The sequence below is a fragment of the Rhodopseudomonas sp. AAP120 genome (assembly GCF_001295845.1).
Taxonomy (GTDB): Bacteria; Pseudomonadota; Alphaproteobacteria; order Rhizobiales; family Xanthobacteraceae; genus Rhodopseudomonas.
Map to the genome: position 1 here is coordinate 1 of NZ_LJIC01000217.1, position 16,352 is coordinate 16,352.

The following is a 16,352-nucleotide window of genomic DNA, read 5'->3' on the forward strand; positions in this document are numbered from 1 at the left end:
GGGGGGGGGGTGAGCCGCGGGCAGAGCGGATGAACTCTTCGCCACCCCACCCCGCTCGCTGACGCGCGCGACCCTCCCCCTCCAGGGGAGGGTGGTCATCGCGGCTCCCGCTTGCTTTCATCGGCTATAATCCCTGCTGTCATGCCGGAACGGCCAAGCCGGTTGCCTGCGCTAGCGGCGGGCTCTATCACGAGCGGACCGAACTCCGCTGGGCCGTTATGCGCTTCGCTTCCCTGATCATCGAACTGATCCGCGCCCGGCCGCGGCTGGTGTTCTGGCTGGTGGTGTCGGCGCAGGCGCTGCTGTGGGTGCTGGCGCCGGTGCTGTTCTTTGCCAGCCCGCCGGGCAATCTCGCCACCGTGCTCGCCTACGGCCACGAGTATCAGGTCGGCACCGACCTCGGTCCGCCGCTGGCATTCTGGCTGGCCGACATCGCGTTCCGCGCCGCCGGCGGCCACATCATCGGCGTGTATGTGCTGGCGCAGCTCTGCTTCGTCGTCACGTTCTACGCGCTGTTCAAGCTCGCGCGCAGCATGGTCGGCGCGCAGCATGCGGTGATCGCGGTACTGCTGACCTCGACCATCACCGCCTTCGCCGAACCCGGCGTCGAGTTCGGACCGCTGGTGCTGGCCCGGCCGCTGTGGGCGCTGGTGCTGTGGCACGGCTGGGAGGTGATCGGCCGCGGCCGCCGCAGCGCCTGGTTCGCGCTGTCGATCGAGATCGGCCTGCTGCTGCTGACGACGGTGGCGGCGCCTGTCCTGTTGCTGTTGCCGATCGGTTTCGCGCTCGCCACGGCGCGTGGCCGCCGGGCGCTGTGGTCGCTCGATCCGCTGTTCGCCCTGCTGGTGGTGGCGGTGCTGGTGCTGCCTTACGGCATCTGGCTGATGCGCGCCGATCTGTTCGCGCTGCCGCCGCTCCCCGCACCGGCCGATCTCGCGCCGCGCGCGTGGCTGGGGGCGGGATTGCTCGGCGGCCTGGTGCTCGCAGCCGGCGGCGTCGTGCTGCTGGTGCTGCTCAATACGCGGCGGTTCGATCCGCGGCCGGACGATGCGCCGTCGGTGCTGCGCGCCCCGGTCGACCCGCTGGCGCGGCGCTATGTTTACGTCTTCGCGCTGGCGCCGGCGCTGCTCGGCTGCATCGCGGCCGGCGTGTTCGGGCTGCCGCACGTGATCGGCGGGCCGGGCATCGCGCTATTGATGGTCGGCCTCGCGGTGGTGATGGCGACCGGCGACGTGATCCCTCTGCGCCGGCAGCGCGTGCTGCGCACCGCCTGGGCGGCGCTGGTCGCGGCGCCGGCGGCGGTGGTGATGCTGGGCGCGATCGTGCAGCCCTGGCTGAGCCCGACCAGCCTGCCGACATCGCTGCCCGCCAAGGACATCGCGCGTTATTTCGGCGAGAGCTTCGAACGCCGCACCGGCCGTCCGCTGCCTGCGGTGGCGGGCGATCCGGAATTGGCCGGGCTGATCGCGATGGGCGCGTCACGGCCGCATCTGTTCCTCGACGCGACGCCGTCGCGCACGCCGTGGGTGACGGCCGAGAGCTTCAGGGAGCACGGCGGCATCGTGGTCTGGCGCGCCGCCGACACCGCCGGCAAGCCGCCGCCGGACATCGTGGCGCGGTTTCCCGAGATCGTGCCCGAACTGCCGCGCCCGTTCGACCGGTTGATCAACGGCCGTCAGCCGCTGCTGCGCATCGGCTGGGCGATCGTGCGGCCGCACGGGCGTTGACCGCGCCTACAGTTCCACGTCCAGCGACAGCATATAGACTCGCGGCGTGCCGAGCGCGAAGGTGCCGAACGACGCGACGCCGGCCCAGTAATCGGTGCCGCCGACGTTCTGCACCGTGCCGCGGAACGTGGTCTTGCGGCCTTCGATGTAAGTGACGTAGCGCGCGCCGAGATCGACGCGGGTCCAGGCCGGCAGCATTTGCGTGTTGCTGCCGTTGACGAACTGCCGGCCGGTGTGGACCACGGTGCCGGTCAGCGTCGTGCCGGCCAGCATCGGCAGGTCCCATTCGCCCGTCATGTTGATCTGCACGCTCGGCACGCCGATCGGCGTCTTGCCGATATTCGCGACGGTCGCGGTCTGCGTCACTTCGCCGTCGAACAGCGTCACGCCGCCGACGGTGCGGACGCCGGGCGCGATCTCGCCGAACAGGCTGAGCTCGGTGCCGCGCACGCGCTGCTCGCCGCTGGCCGAATAGAGGCCGTTGTTGAGGTCGCCGTTCGGCTTGGTGATCTGGAAGAACGCCAGCGTCGCACCGATCCGGCCGAGGTCGAGCTTGGCGCCGGTCTCGTATTGCTTGGTGCGGTAGGGCGCCAGCACTTCGCCGGAATTGCGCGCGGTGAGCGGCGCAGTGTCGCCGCGGCTGAGGCCCTCGATGAAATTGGCGTAGAGCGACAGATGCTCGATCGGTCGCACCACGATGCCGGCCATCGGCGTGGTCGCCGACTTGTCGTAGGACGAGGTTTGCGCCCCGGTGGTGGTCGAGAAGTTGTGCGCGATCACCTGTTGCTGCCGCACGCCAAGGGTCAGCATTACGCGGTCGTTCAGCACCGACATCGTATCGGCAAGCGCGACGCCATTGAGCGTGGTGTCGGACAGCCGCGGCTTGAACGACGGAATGGTGTAGCTCTGCTCGGGCTGCAGCACCGGTGTGTAGATGTTGGACAGATACGCCTTGCCGGCCGGCAGCGCGCGATACTGCTCGTCCTGATAATGCGACGCCTGCAGCACGACGGCGTGCTGCACGAAGCCGGTGTCGAATTTGGCGCGGACACCGCCGTCGACGGTGAAGCGGTTGACGTCGAGATTGTAGTATTGCGGCGTGGTCGAGGTGTCGCCGCGGGCATTGATGATGTTCGGCAGGCCGAAGAACCGCTCGGCGTTGGTCTTCGAGCCGCCGATATTGCCGAACACGGTGACGCTGTCGCTGAGATCGAATTCGTTCTTCCACAGCACCGAGGATTCGCGAATGTTCGACCATTCCCACGACTGCGTGAGGTTGTTGGTCGCGTTCGGCGCGGTCGGGATCTGCAGCCCGCTGGAGATCGTGAACGGCCGCACCGGCGCCTTGATGTGTTCGTTCTGGGTGAAGCCGTACAACCAGGTGCGATAGCGTTCGCCCTGATAGTCGAACGCCAGCGAGCCGACCTGCAGCCGATCCGACTGATGATCGATCGCGGTGCCGCCGCCGCCGATCCGGCCGTTGAAGCGCAGGCCGAATTCGCGCTGATCGCCGAACCGCCGCGCGACGTCGACATTGGTGCTGACGAAGCCGTTCGACACATAGCCGACGCCGATGCGGCTGAGATCGGCCTCGGCGCGCTTCGGCACCACGTTGATCACGCCGCCGACGCCGCCGTTCGGCGACACGCCGGACAGCATCGCGGCCGGGCCTTTGAACACTTCGATCCGCTCGACATAGTCGTTGAAGGTGCGGAAGTTCGGCGCAACCCCGTAGACGCCGTCGAACGCGACCTCGCCCGAGGTGCCTTCGGCGATCGGGAAGCCGCGGATGTAGAACGAATCGACCATGCCGCCGACCGGGCTGGTCACGCGCACCGACGGATCGAGCAGCAGCGCGTCGGCGACCGTCGAGGCCTGCTGATTGCGGATCGCATCGTTGGTGTAGCTCGCGGTGGCGAACGGCGACTTGAACGTGTCGGCATTGCCGAGCATGCCGAGCCGGCTGCCGCGGGCAACCTGGCCGCCCGCGAACGCCGCGGGCCGTTTCGCGTCGGAGGCCGTGCTGGGCTGCACGAGGGCGGCGGCTGCCGGCTGAGCGGGAGGCGGTGCGGCGCGGGTGGTTTGCCGTCGCGCGGCTGCGCCGCCGCTGCGACGAGCCACCACCGGCTTGGCGCGCGCCGCGCGCGGCGCATCCACCGACACCGGCGGCAGCATCGCGCCCGACGCGGGTGCGGACTGGGCATGTGATGCGGACGGCGCGGCCGTCAGCGATGCGAAGAGGACAAGCAGGCTCACGCCGCCAAGCGCTCGGCAACGATACATGGACAATCCTGATACTGGCCGGAGTCGGCGCGGTGAGACTTGATAGTTCGCTGTGAGCGCAACCATCGGAGAACAGGTTCACGGTGACGGTTGTCGCCGCTCCACCATCGGGCAGCGTTCATCACGCGCCCGAGCGCACGCTCGGGCGTTGGTGATGCTGATCGGCGAGGACACTCTGCAGCGGTGGCCCCGAACGAAACGACACCTGCATCCGGTGAATAGGAGCCCGAGCGCCGCCTCGGTCGTCTTCCGACGAACTCATCGTTGTTCCAGCCCCGCAGCTTTGATGCGGTAGCAAGGTACGATCGTCAATCAGCCGGAACCCAGACTAGATAGTTTCTATCTTTTGAAACGGGCGGAGTGGCCCCGTCCTTCGAGACGCCCGGCTTGGCCAGGCTGCTCAGAGCCTGGCCGGAAATTCGATCCGTGAAATGCGGCTCGAATGTCGTCATTGCGAGGAGCGAAGCGACGAAGCAATCCAGGGGTTCGTGCGCGGCGCTTATGGATTGCTTCGCTTCGCTCGCAATGACGGAAAACGCAGACTGATTTTGGGTCGGGCGATATCGCTTCGATGAGGAAATCGAGCAGCTCTAATTCGCCGCCTTGCCGGGCAAGGCTTCGAGCGCCTGCGCCACCGCGCGCAAATCCATCCACGTCATGCGTTTGTACGCCGGCGAGCGCAGCAGATAGGCGGGATGGAATGTGGCGATCGCCCGGATCGTGCGAGTGCCGGTGTTGTAGTCGGTCCAGCGCCCGCGCGACTTCATGATGCCCTCGCGCGTCTGCAGCAGCGTCTGCGTCGCCGGATTGCCCAGCGTCATCACGATGTCCGGGTTCACCAGCTCGACCTGACGCTGGATGAAGGGCAGGCAGATCTGGATCTCCTGCGGCGTCGGCGTGCGATTGCCCGGCGGCCGCCACGGGATCACGTTGGCGATGTAGACCTTGCTGCGGTCGAGCCCGATGGCGGCGAGCATCAGGTCGAGCAGCTTGCCCGAGCGGCCGACGAACGGCCGCCCTTCGATGTCCTCGTCGCGGCCGGGCGCTTCGCCGACCAGCATCAGCCGCGCCTGCGGGTTGCCGTCGGCGAACACCAGCCGAGTCGCCGTCGCTCGCAGCGCGCATCCGTCGAACTGTTCCATCAATGCGCGCAACGCGTCGAGCGTCGGCGCCGTCGCGGCCGCCTCGCGTGCCGACACGATCGCGGCCTCGGGCGAGGGCGGCGTGGCGCCGAGGCGCGGCGCGGGCGATGGCTGCGCACGCCTGGATTCTTCGCGCGCCGGGGCTTCGCGTGGCTCGGTCTGGACCGGCGCGGCGATCTCCTCGTCCAGCAGCCGGTTCACCGGCTCGTCGTTGAGCGCGCAGTCCACCCCGGCGTCGAGGTAGAACGCCAGCAATTGTCGCAGGCTCGGCGCAGGTTCAGGCGTCATGGACTTGGCGATCGATGCGGGAGGGGAAGGCGACCAGACGGTGCCGAAGGTTTCGCACAGCGAACTGTGCCCGAGAAAAACGCGGCATGAAAGCCGGAACGATGGGGCGGCAGGTACATTTGGGTGGTTGTCCTTCCGGGAAAAATAAGAAAGAACACCGGCTGGAAACGTTCAAGACTGTCCCTGCGAGAAAATAGATGAGCGACGAAACGCTACCGCCCCGCGAATCGATGGAATTCGACGTTGTGATCGTGGGTGCGGGTCCTTCGGGGCTGGCTTCGGCCATTCGCCTGAAACAGCTCAACCCGGAGCTGTCGGTGGTCGTGGTCGAGAAGGGCTCGGAAGTCGGCGCGCATATCCTCTCCGGTGCGGTCATCGACGTGACGCCGCTCGACAAGCTGATGCCGGGCTGGCGCGAGGACGAGAGCTGCCCGCTCAAGACCCATGTCGAGGACGACCATTTCTACGTGATGACGTCGGACAAGGCCTTCAAGGTGCCAAACATCATGGTGCCGCCGATGCTCGACAATCATAAGAACTTCATCGGTTCGCTAGGTGACCTGTGCCGCTGGCTCGGGCCGAAGGCCGAGGAACTCGGCGTCGAGATCTATCCGGGCTTTGCGGCGAGCGAAGTGCTGTACGGCGACAACGGCGAAGTCCGCGGCATCGCCACCGGCGACATGGGCATCGGCCGCGACGGCCAGCCGAAGGATTCCTACACCCGTGGCATGGAGCTGCTCGGCAAGTACACGCTGTTCGCCGAAGGCGCGCGTGGCAGCCTGTCGAAGCAGCTGATCGCCAAATACAAGCTCGACAAGGACAGCGACCCGCCGAAATTCGGCATCGGCCTGAAGGAAGTCTGGGAGATCGATCCGGCGAAGCATCGCAAGGGCCGGATCGCGCATTCGTTCGGCTGGCCGCTCAGCAACAATGTCGGCGGCGGCTCGTTCCTGTATCACTACGGCACCAATCTGGTGGCGGTCGGCTTCGTCGTGCATCTGAATTACGACGATCCTTATCTGTCACCGTTCGATCAGTTCCAGAAGTTCAAGACGCACCGTTCGGTGGCGCCGATCTTCGAGGGCGGCAAGCGCATCTCCTACGGCGCGCGCGCCATCACCGAGGGCGGCTGGCAGTCGGTGCCGCGCCTGACCTTCCCGGGCGGCGCGCTGGTCGGCTGCGCCGCCGGCTTCGTCAACGTGCCGCGCATCAAGGGCGTCCACAACGCGATCGGCTCGGGCATGCTGGCGGCCGAGCATATCGCCGCGGCGCTGGCGGCCGGCCGCAGCAACGACGAGGTCGCGAGCTACGAGGAGTCCTGGCGCGATTCCGCGATCGGCCGCGATCTGTTCCGGATTCGCAACGTCAAGCCGCTGTGGTCGAAGTTCGGCACCGCGGTCGGCGTGGTGCTGGCCGGCTTCGAAATGTGGTGCTCGACTTTGGGCTTCTCGGTGTTCGGGACGCTGTCGCACGGCAAGCCGGACAAGTCGACGCTCGATCCCGCCAAGTCGCACCAGCCGCATCCCGGCCCGAAGCCGGACGGCAAGCTGACCTTCGACCGGCTGTCCTCGGTGTTTCTGTCGAACACCAATCACGAGGAAGACCAGCCGGTGCACCTGAAGGTCGCCGACATGGAGCTGCAGAAGAAGTCGGAGCACGACGTCTTCGCCGGCCCGTCGGGCCGCTATTGCCCCGCAGCGGTGTATGAGTGGGTCGAGGAGCCCACCGGGCCGCGCTTCGTCATCAATGCGCAGAACTGCGTCCACTGCAAAACCTGCGACATCAAGGATCCGAACGGCAACATCACCTGGGTCCCGCCCGAAGGCGGTGGCGGACCGAATTATCAGGGCATGTAAGAAGGTCTTCGACCACGAGGACGTGAGCGGTCGCGCGGCCTAACGCCGGCGCCGGTCACGATCCTGCCATGTTGCCACCGTCTCAATCCGATCGAGGGCCGTGCCGCGACACTTTGCGGGGCGGCCGGTGCGATGCGTGCCGGGGGCCGATCCTTGCGGTTGGGCGCCAAAACCGGCATTGTCATCGGCCAGACGCTGCCGGCTCGGCGGCCGGGACATCCGAGCCCTTTCCTGGAGCTAGGCAACTTGATGCTTCTTCATCGATTCCGTCGCTCGATGGCTGTCGCCCTGACTGTGGCGGCTCTGCCGCTCGCCGGCCAGGCGATGGCGCAGACCCCGGATCATCCGGCCGACAACGCCGCACAGTTTCCGAGCAGCCAGGATCTGCGGTCGATGACCACGGCCGGCAGCTATCTGGCGGCCCGCCACGCCAGCGTCGAACGCGATGCGGCCGCCGCGGCGGCGTTCTACCGCTCCGCCCTGCGCACCGATCCGAAGAACAACGAGCTGCTCGACCGCGCCTTCATCGCCTCGCTGGCGGAAGGCAACATCGAGGAGTCGGTCAAGCTCGCCGATCGCATCCTCAAGATCGACAAGACCAATCGCGTGGCACGCCTGGTGCTCGGCGTCCGCGATCTCAAGACCAAGAAGTACGCCTCGGCGGTCCAGAACATCAACCTGTCGGTGCGCGGCCCGATCACCGATCTGGTCGCCACGCTGCTGTCGAGCTGGGCGATGGAAGGTGCCGGCGACGTCAAGGGCGCGGTGGCGAATATCGACAAGCTGGCCGGCCCCGAATGGTATCCGATCTTCAAGGATCTGCATTCCGGCATGATCCTCGAACTCGCCAACAAGCAGAAGGACGCCGGCGCGCGGTTCGAGCGCGCCTACAAGCTCGACGATTCGGCGCTGCGGGTGATGGACGCCTATGCGCGCTGGCTGTCGCGCAACAAGGACGAGGCGGCGGCCGCCGCCGTCTACGAGAACTTCGACAAGAAACTGTCGCGCCATCCGCTGGTGATCGACGGTCTGCGCGAAGTGCGTGCGGGCAAGAAGCTGTCGCCGCTGGTCGATAGTCCGCAGGCCGGTGCCGCCGAGGCGCTGTACGGCATCGGCGCGTCGCTGACCCGCCGCGGCGGCGAAGATCTGGCGCTGGTCTATCTGCAGCTCGCGCTCTATCTGCAGCCGGATCATGCGCTGGCGCTGCTGGCGCTCGGCGACCTCTACGAGTCGGTGAAGAAGCCGGCGATGGCCGTGAAGGTCTATGAGCGCGTCCCGGCGAGTTCGCCGCTGAAGCGCAATGCCCAGATCCAGCTCGCCACCGATCTCGACGCGGTGGATCGCAGCGAGGACGCGATCAAGATCCTGAAGACGGTGATCGCCGAGGACAACAAGGACCTCGAGGCGATCATGGCGCTCGGCAATATCGAGCGCGGCCGCAAGAAATTCGCCGACTGCGCGGTGACCTACTCGCAGGGCATCGACGCGCTGACCGGCGCCGAGAAGAACAGCTGGGTGTATTACTACTTCCGTGGCATCTGCGAGGAGCGCTCCAAGCAGTGGGCCAAGGCCGAAGTCGACATGAAGAAGGCGCTGTCGATGCAGCCCGAGCAGCCGCACGTGCTGAACTATCTCGGCTATTCCTGGATCGACCAGGGCATCAACCTCGACGAAGCCATGAAGATGATCAAGCGGGCCGTGGATCAGCGTCCCGACGACGGTTACATCGTGGATTCGCTCGGCTGGGCTTACTATCGCATCGGCAACTACGAAGAAGCGGTCAAGACGCTGGAGCGGGCGATCGACCTGAAGCCCGAAGATCCGACCATCAACGAGCATCTCGGCGACGCCTATTGGCGCGTCGGCCGCACGCTGGAAGCCCGCTTCCAGTGGGCCCATGCCCGCGACCTCAAGCCCGATCCGGACGAACTGCCGAAGATCGAGGCCAAGCTCGCCAACGGCCTGCCCGACGACACCTCGTCGGCCGCGGCGGCCGAGAAGAAGAAGGAAGACGGCAAGGGCGGCTAGCCGCCCTGCCGCCGGCTGCCGCTTCGGCGCGCTGCTCTGGCGCGAGCGGGCCGACGCAGCAGGCGCTGCAGCCATGCTCCCGATGGATTGGGCACAAAGGCTGGATTGCGTCGTCGCCGCGGCTGTGGTCGGACGGCGCATCCGGAGCTTTCGACGGTTGTGATGATGGGCTGGGGGGCCTTCATTGAGTAACGGTTCTGCGATCACGTTGAGCGATCTGGCGCGTGCCAAGGTCAATCTCACGCTGCGCGTCGTTGGGCGGCGGGTCGACGGCTATCACGACCTCGAAAGCGTGGTGGCGTTCGCCGACTGCGCCGACCGCCTGACGCTGCACCCGGGGGAAGACCTCGGCCTCGTCACCGTGGGGCCGGGCGCGCAGGACTGCGGCGACACTGCAGACAATCTGGTGCTGAAGGCGACGCGGCTGCTCGCCGAGCGCGTGCCCGGTTTGCGCACCGGCGCATTCGTGCTCGACAAGCACCTGCCGGTCGCGGCCGGCATCGGCGGCGGCTCGGCCGACGCAGCCGCAGCGCTGCGGCTGCTCGCGCGCGCCAACGATCTCGCCTCCGATGATCCGCGTCTGATCGAGGCCGCCCGGCTCACCGGCGCCGACGTGCCGGTCTGCCTGCCGTCGCAGCCCTGCGTCATGACCGGCGTCGGCGACAACCTGTCGCCGCTGCCGCTGCCGCGGCTGCCCGCCGTGCTGGTCAATCCGCGGCTGCCGGTGGCCACCAAGGATGTTTTCACAGCGCTCGGCCTGCGCGCCGGTCAGCTCAATGTCGGCATCGCCGATGTGCTGCGTTCGACGGGCTGGCCGAAGGACGGCGCGTCGGCAGCCGATTGGATCAAGGCCGTGGCGCGCGGCACCAACGATCTCGAGGCGCCGGCCCTCAAGGTCGAGCCGGTGGTCGGCGAGGTGCTGCAGGCGCTCGGCGCACTGCCGGGCGTGCAGCTCGCCCGCATGTCCGGCTCCGGCGCCACCTGCTTCGCGCTGTTCGAGGACGATGCGGATGCCGCCGCGGGCGCCGAGGCGCTGAAGGCCGCGCACCCCGGCTGGTGGGTCCACGCCGGCGCGCTGAGCTGATTAGTTACAGAGGTCATCGCCCGGCTTGTCCGGGCGACCCAGTATTCCAGAGTACTCGCGATGGTGAAGAGCGGCGCAAGCTGCGCCGCTTCGCTTCACCTTTAGCGCTCTGGAATACTGGGTCCCCCGCATGCGCGGGGGATGACGATTGGTGCTGTGGTGGCCGCGTCGCTCAGTGCGACCGCGCCAGGCAGAATGCCACGACCTGCTCCAGCGCCGTCTTCATCGGCGACGACGGGAACAGCGCCAGGGCATCGACCGCCATCGCGCCGTAGTGGTGGGCGCGCTGGATGGTGTCTTCGAGCGCGCGGTGCTTGGTCATCAATCCGATCGCCTGATCGAGATCGGCGTCGGTGATGTCGCCCTTCTCCAGCGCCCGCACCCAGAACTCGCGCTCGGCGTCGTTGCCACGGCGGAACGCCAGCACCACCGGCAGCGTGATCTTGCCCTCGCGAAAATCGTCGCCGACGTTCTTGCCGAGCTTGGCGGCCTTGCCGCCGTAGTCGAGCACGTCGTCGACCAGCTGGAAGGCGATGCCGAGATTCATCCCGAACGAGCGGCAGGCCGATTGCTGCGCCTTCGGCCGCTCGGCGATCGCCGGGCCGACCTCGCAGGCCGCGGCGAACAGCTCGGCGGTCTTGCCGCGGATCACCGCGAGATATTCGTCCTCGGTGGTGGCGGTGTTCTTGGCGGCGGCGAGTTGCATCACTTCGCCCTCGGCGATCGTCGCCGACGCGGCCGAGAGAATGTCGAGCGCGCGCAGCGAGCCGACCTCGACCATCATCCGGAACGCCTGGCCGAGCAGGAAGTCGCCGACCAGCACGCTGGCCTCGTTGCCCCACAGCATCCGCGCCGATTTCTTGCCGCGGCGCATCTCGCTCTCGTCGACGACGTCGTCATGCAGCAGCGTGGCGGTGTGCATGAACTCGACCGCGGCGGCGAGCTTGATGTGGCCGTCGCCGCTGTAGCCGGTGAGGTTGGCCATCGCCAGCGTCAGCATCGGCCGCAGTCGCTTGCCGCCCGACGAGATCAAATGGTTGGCGACCTCCGGGATCATGGTGACGTCGGAGCCCGTCCGCGACAGGATGGTGGCGTTGACCCGCTCCATGTCGGCGGCGACGAGCCCGACCAATTGGTCGATCGACGCGGACGAAGGGCCTTCGAAGGGGACGATCACGGCCACGCTGGGTCTCCACAGTGACAGAGGTTTTCGGCACAGCGCGTCCGCGCGAAAACCTCCTCAATTTCGGTGCTCGGAGGCGAATTCGGATATCGGCGCGCAGCGGCCGACAATTTCGCTCTTCGACGGGGACGTCCATTATAGCATGGGACCGGACCGGCCGCGAAACGTGCCGCTCGCCCGCGACGATTGTGGGGAGCTATAATGCAGGGATCAGGGGAGGCGCAAGGTTGCAGGAACTGGTGCGGACCAATGACGTGGTGCTGCTTTCGGCGATCGGGGCGCTGCTGGACGGCGCCGAGATCGATTATCTGGTGATGGATCAGAACATGAGTGTCCTGGAGGGCTCGGTCGGCATCATTCCGCGGCGGGTTCTCGTCCATTCGGATGATGTGCGGGCCGCGCGTCAGGTTTTGACGGACGCCGGCCTCGCCCACGAACTCCGCGGCGATGCCTGAGCGCGAAATGGCCGAAGCGGCCGCGACCACCGACGATGGCTTCCTCGGCGGCCGGCTGCGGCTCCGGCAACCGGTCGCCGGGCATCGCGCCGGCCATGATGCGATCCTGCTGGCCGCGGCGACGCCGGCGCGGGCGGGGGATCGGGTGGTGGAATTCGGCGCCGGCGTCGGCACAGCCGGGCTCGCGCTCGCCAGCCGCGTCGGCGGGCTCGATCTGGTGATGGCCGAACTCGCCCCCGGCCTCGCCGGGCTCGCCGAGCACAATGCATCGGCCAACGGGATTCCGGCGCGCGTGACCGTGCTGGACGTCACAGCCGGGGCCGCCGCCCACGCGGCTGTCGGGCTCGTCCCGGATGCCGCCGACATCGTGCTGATGAACCCGCCCTTCAACGATCCGGCCCGGCATCGCGGTTCGCCGGATGCGGCGCGCCGGACCGCCCATGTCGCAAGTCCGACCACGCTGGAGTGTTGGATTCACGCCGCAAGGCGCGCGCTGCGGTCCGGCGGCACCCTCAGCCTGATCTGGCGAGCCGACGGCCTCGCGGATGTGCTCGAGGCGCTGCGCCGCGGCTTTGGCGCGATCCGCATCGTCGCGGTCCATGGCCGGCTGCAGGAGCCGGCGATCCGGATTCTGGTTCAGGCGGTGAAGGGAAGCCGCGCACCGTTGCAGATCGGCGCGCCGCTCGCGTTGAACGGCGACGACGGCTGTCCGACGGCGCTGGCCCGGGCGGTGCTGGCGGGCGAGCAGATTTTGCCGGCGCCGTCCATCTTCCCGTAGGCACTCGGCAAATTATGCAGACTTGCGGCGCACCTCGCTGTGCGCCGGTTGCGATGGTCATGGTCCACGCCGCGGCCGCGGCGTGATACCAGGACGGCCGATCGGCGCGCTGCTACGCCGCACCGGCCGGCGCCGGAAAATCCTATTGCGGCAGAGTCTTGCGGTCAGGTGTCGCGGTGAAATGCACCGCGGCCAGGATCGCGCCGATCAGCAGCATCACTAAATAGATTTTCATGATCCTCTCCGCTGCGTCGTTGCAGCCAGCTTCCTATATGAACTGTGCAATGCAAAACGCGTTCCAGACCACGACGAAAATCAACTACCAAATCTGAGCAACATTAGGGTGACTGTATGAACGAACCGGCGGCTGACGGCCGCAGCTCCTCGGGGCTGCTGGGTGGTCTCGGCAAACTACTTCCCGCACGATTCCGCTCTGATATTCCGGTTGTGCCGGTGGTGCGCCTGTCGGGGACGATCGGGGCCGTGACGCCGCTGCGACCCGGACTCAGTCTCGCCGGTGTCGCCAAGCTGCTCGACCGCGCGTTTGCGACTCGCAATGCCAAGGCGGTGGCGCTGGCGATCAATTCGCCGGGCGGCTCGCCGGTGCAGTCGCGGCTGATCTATCTACGCATCCGCGCGCTGGCGGCCGAGAAGAAGATCCCGGTCTATGCTTTCGTCGAAGACGTCGCGGCGTCCGGCGGCTACATGATCGCCTGCGCGGCCGACGAGATTTACTGTGACCCGTCGTCGATCGTCGGCTCGATCGGCGTGGTCGGCGGCACCTTCGGCTTCACCGAACTGATCAAGAAGATCGGGGTGGAGCGCCGGCTCTACACCGCGGGCGAACACAAGGCGCAGCTCGATCCGTTCCTGCCGGAAGATCCCGGCGATGTCGCGCGCATCAAGGCACTGCAGCGGGAGATCCATGCGCTGTTCATTGCGCTGGTGAAGGAGAGCCGCGGCGCGCGGCTGAAAGGGCCCGAGGACGTGCTGTTCTCCGGCGAGTACTGGGCCGGCGGCACGTCGGTGTCGCTCGGCCTCAGCGATGCGATCGGCGATCTGCGCGCCGTGCTGCGCACACGGTTTGGTGACAAGGTGCGCACGCCGGTGATCGCGCCGCCGACCGGGCTGCTGTCCAGCTTCATGCGCAAATCCTCGGGCGCCGGTGCGGAGGCGTCGCTGGACGGCTTTGCGGCGCTGCCGGACCAGCTGATCTCGGCGCTGGAGGCGCGCGCCGTCTGGGCCAAATACGGCTTTTAGAAGATCTCCGGCGCGCCGTTTCGCCCCGCCTGGGGGAATTGCGGGGAACGGGCGATTCAGCGAAACTGAAGACCGGGGCGTGACGTGACCTGAAGATGAGGATCGACCAATGCCGCCGCTGCTCGTATTTGCCGGGACCCTCGTGGGCATCGCCGTCGTACGCTGGGCCTTCCGGACGGCCGGGCGAATCAATCAGGAGCTCGACGACGTGCGCACGGCGATCTTCGCCGAGCCACAGCCGGCCGAGATTCCCACGCTGCGCCAGGACCCCGTGACCGGCGCCTACCGCCCGGGCTGAGCCGCGCGCCGGCCCGCCCGAGATTTCCATCGGCTTGAAGTCGTCGCCGGCCCCGGGGCGGGGCATCACCCTCGGGGCCGGCAGGCAACCTTGGAGGTTGCAAACGTGAAGGTTGCGGGGCCGCGCACCGCCGCCCGCGCCGCGATCGTTAGTGCCGCCGGATCTGGCCGCCGAGCAGCGGCGCGACGGTGAGCGCCACCATCAGGGCGCCGATCATCTGAATCGTCGTCATTGAGGTCTCCCGTCCTTGCGCGCCCGGCTCCCCAGCCGCACGCCATCCCACCCCGGTATGGTTAGGTAGAGATTGCTAACGAAAGTTAATTGCCGTTAGTGACCTCGCCGGCATGGTTAAGCGGCCGTTAACGCGGCGTCCCGATCGCGCGGACGCTGCGGCTCGGATGCCGGCTAACCGCTTGATTCCGGCCGGATCGCCTTGATTTGCCGGGGCCCTGCCGATACGGTCCGCCCGCTTTCCAAACCCTCGTGAATTCAAAGCCGATCATGGACCAGACGCCTCCGCACATGCGCCCGGAACGTTCCTTCCAGGGCCTGATCCTGACGCTGCAGCGTTTCTGGGCCGATTACGGCTGCGTGATCCTGCAGCCTTACGACATGGAGGTCGGCGCCGGCACCTTCCATCCGGCCACCACGCTGCGAGCGCTCGGCCCGAAACGCTGGAACGCCGCCTATGTGCAGCCGTCGCGCCGTCCCAAGGACGGCCGCTACGGCGAGAACCCCAACCGGCTGCAGCACTACTACCAGTTCCAGGTGATCCTGAAGCCGTCGCCGCCGGATCTGCAGGACCTCTACCTGAAATCGCTGCAGGCGATCGGCGTCGACACCGCGCTGCACGACGTGCGTTTCGTCGAGGACGATTGGGAAAGCCCGACGCTGGGCGCCTGGGGCCTCGGCTGGGAGTGCTGGTGCGACGGCATGGAAGTCAGCCAGTTCACCTACTTCCAGCAGGTCGCCGGCGTCGAATGCGCGCCGGTTGCCGGCGAACTCACTTACGGCCTCGAGCGGCTGGCGATGTACGTCCAGGGCATCGACCGCGTCTACGACCTCAACTTCAACGGCCGCGACGGCGCCGACAAGGTCACCTACGGCGACGTCTTCCTGCAGGCCGAGAAGGAATACTCGAAGCACAATTTCGAGGTCGCCGACACCGACATGCTGTTCGAGCAATTCAAGATGGCCGAAGCCGCCTGCAAGAACTATCTCGACGCCGGCTGGACCAGCGACAAACGCGAAGCCCACGCCATGGCGCTGCCGGCCTACGACCAGTGCATCAAGGCCAGCCACGTCTTCAATTTGCTCGACGCAAGAGGCGTGATCTCGGTGACGGAACGCCAAAGCTACATCCTGCGTGTGCGCGAATTGGCGAAGGCGTGCGGCGAGGCTTGGTTGCATACCGAGGGGGGAAGGGCGGACTAAGTTCTTTCTTACCCTCCCCTGGAGGGGGAGGGTCGCTCGCGTAGCGAGCGGGGTGCACGATAACGAGGACGCTCCTGCTCCCCTCCCCCTTGCGGGGAGGGGTCGGGGGTGGGGGTCCACGGATGCTGAGTTCAATGTTCGGATCGCCAGCGATGCCCAACGATCGCCAGCGTGACTTCGCGCACACGATGCGCCAGAATCCGACCGATGCCGAGCGCGTGCTGTGGCAGCGCTTGCGGCACGACGTCGTGCTGGCGAACTCACACTTTCGCCGGCAAGCATCGATAGGGCCCTACATCGTCGACTTCGCCAGCCGCGGCGCCAGGTTGGTGATCGAGCTCGACGGCGGCCAGCACGACGGTCAGCGCGATGCCGATGCGGCGCGCACGCGACAGATCGAAGCGCTCGGTTATCGCGTGCTGCGCTTCTGGAATAACGACGTCCTCGGCAATCTGGATGGTGTTCTCGCCGAGATTCAGTCCGCGTTGCCCCCCACCCCCGACCCCTCCCCGCAAGGGGGAGGGGAGCCACGACCG

Annotated in this window: 13 protein-coding genes; 10 read left to right on the forward strand and 3 right to left on the reverse strand. The window is 67.2% G+C overall.

Going from position 1 to position 16,352, the window contains the following annotated elements; genetic code table 11:
* Nucleotides 1–218 precede the first annotated feature (218 nt).
* Nucleotides 219–1,727, forward strand: a complete 1,509-nt coding sequence (locus IP86_RS27385) for a glycosyltransferase family 39 protein (protein WP_054165615.1) — start codon at nt 219–221, stop codon at nt 1,725–1,727.
* Between the two features lie 6 nt (nt 1,728–1,733).
* Here the strand turns inward: IP86_RS27385 and IP86_RS27390 are convergent, their stop codons facing one another.
* Both IP86_RS27390 and IP86_RS27395 read right to left on the reverse strand, forming a co-directional pair.
* The gene (locus IP86_RS27390) at nt 1,734–3,983 is read right to left on the reverse strand and encodes a TonB-dependent receptor (protein ID WP_245290753.1); all 2,250 of its coding nucleotides are present in this window, start codon (nt 3,981–3,983) and stop codon (nt 1,734–1,736) included.
* 617 nt (nt 3,984–4,600) lie between these two features.
* A complete protein-coding gene (locus IP86_RS27395) occupies nt 4,601–5,440 on the reverse strand; it encodes a uracil-DNA glycosylase (protein ID WP_054165617.1) in 840 nt (279 codons plus the stop codon).
* A gap of 197 nt (nt 5,441–5,637) precedes the next feature.
* On the opposite strand from IP86_RS27395, the gene IP86_RS27400 reads away from it, so the two are divergent.
* The 3 genes from IP86_RS27400 to IP86_RS27410 all read left to right on the forward strand — a co-directional run bounded on the left by IP86_RS27400 (nt 5,638) and on the right by IP86_RS27410 (nt 10,408).
* Nucleotides 5,638–7,296: an electron transfer flavoprotein-ubiquinone oxidoreductase gene (locus IP86_RS27400; RefSeq protein WP_054165618.1), complete on the forward strand. Its 1,659-nt coding sequence runs from the start codon at nt 5,638–5,640 to the stop codon at nt 7,294–7,296.
* 249 nt (nt 7,297–7,545) lie between these two features.
* Nucleotides 7,546–9,324: a tetratricopeptide repeat protein gene (locus tag IP86_RS27405; protein ID WP_054165626.1), complete on the forward strand. Its 1,779-nt coding sequence runs from the start codon at nt 7,546–7,548 to the stop codon at nt 9,322–9,324.
* 184 nt (nt 9,325–9,508) lie between these two features.
* The gene (locus IP86_RS27410; RefSeq protein ID WP_054165619.1) at nt 9,509–10,408 is read left to right on the forward strand and encodes a 4-(cytidine 5'-diphospho)-2-C-methyl-D-erythritol kinase; all 900 of its coding nucleotides are present in this window, start codon (nt 9,509–9,511) and stop codon (nt 10,406–10,408) included.
* 172 nt (nt 10,409–10,580) lie between these two features.
* On the opposite strand, the gene IP86_RS27415 is transcribed toward IP86_RS27410, so the two are convergent.
* Nucleotides 10,581–11,591 (reverse strand): polyprenyl synthetase family protein, encoded by a 1,011-nt coding sequence (locus IP86_RS27415; protein WP_054165620.1) that lies wholly within the window; start codon nt 11,589–11,591, stop codon nt 10,581–10,583.
* A 227-nt stretch (nt 11,592–11,818) separates the two neighbouring features.
* Here IP86_RS27415 and IP86_RS27420 point away from each other — a divergent pair, with 227 nt between their 5' ends.
* The 6 genes from IP86_RS27420 to IP86_RS27445 form a co-directional block, all read left to right on the forward strand.
* A complete protein-coding gene (locus tag IP86_RS27420) occupies nt 11,819–12,046 on the forward strand; it encodes a putative signal transducing protein (protein WP_054165621.1) in 228 nt (75 codons plus the stop codon).
* Complete coding sequence (locus IP86_RS27425; protein ID WP_245290754.1) at nt 12,039–12,824, forward strand: tRNA1(Val) (adenine(37)-N6)-methyltransferase; 786 nt, start codon at nt 12,039–12,041, stop codon at nt 12,822–12,824. Before IP86_RS27420 ends, IP86_RS27425 begins: the two co-directional genes overlap by 8 nt.
* Before the next feature lie 351 nt (nt 12,825–13,175).
* Nucleotides 13,176–14,084: a S49 family peptidase gene (locus IP86_RS27430; protein WP_054165623.1), complete on the forward strand. Its 909-nt coding sequence runs from the start codon at nt 13,176–13,178 to the stop codon at nt 14,082–14,084.
* A 109-nt stretch (nt 14,085–14,193) separates the two neighbouring features.
* The gene (locus tag IP86_RS27435; RefSeq protein WP_054165624.1) at nt 14,194–14,382 is read left to right on the forward strand and encodes a DUF4234 domain-containing protein; all 189 of its coding nucleotides are present in this window, start codon (nt 14,194–14,196) and stop codon (nt 14,380–14,382) included.
* 501 nt (nt 14,383–14,883) lie between these two features.
* Nucleotides 14,884–15,816, forward strand: a complete 933-nt coding sequence (locus IP86_RS27440) for a glycine--tRNA ligase subunit alpha (RefSeq protein ID WP_054165625.1) — start codon at nt 14,884–14,886, stop codon at nt 15,814–15,816.
* Between the two features lie 152 nt (nt 15,817–15,968).
* Nucleotides 15,969–16,352: endonuclease domain-containing protein (locus IP86_RS27445; protein ID WP_156332638.1), on the forward strand; the 384-nt coding region annotated here is incomplete at its 3' end.

Excerpts from the sequence above, each read along its gene's own strand:
- IP86_RS27435 (WP_054165624.1), top strand. The coding sequence starts at position 14,194 with ATGCCGCCGCTGCTCGTATTTGCCGGGACCCTCGTGGGCATCGCCGTC.
- IP86_RS27385 (WP_054165615.1), top strand. The coding sequence starts at position 219 with ATGCGCTTCGCTTCCCTGATCATCGAACTGATCCGCGCCCGGCCGCGG.
- IP86_RS27395 (WP_054165617.1), bottom strand. The coding sequence starts at position 5,440 with ATGACGCCTGAACCTGCGCCGAGCCTGCGACAATTGCTGGCGTTCTAC.
- IP86_RS27440 (WP_054165625.1), top strand. The coding sequence starts at position 14,884 with ATGGACCAGACGCCTCCGCACATGCGCCCGGAACGTTCCTTCCAGGGC.
- IP86_RS27430 (WP_054165623.1), top strand. The coding sequence starts at position 13,176 with ATGAACGAACCGGCGGCTGACGGCCGCAGCTCCTCGGGGCTGCTGGGT.
- IP86_RS27425 (WP_245290754.1), top strand. The coding sequence starts at position 12,039 with ATGCCTGAGCGCGAAATGGCCGAAGCGGCCGCGACCACCGACGATGGC.
- IP86_RS27405 (WP_054165626.1), top strand. The coding sequence starts at position 7,546 with ATGCTTCTTCATCGATTCCGTCGCTCGATGGCTGTCGCCCTGACTGTG.
- IP86_RS27400 (WP_054165618.1), top strand. The coding sequence starts at position 5,638 with ATGAGCGACGAAACGCTACCGCCCCGCGAATCGATGGAATTCGACGTT.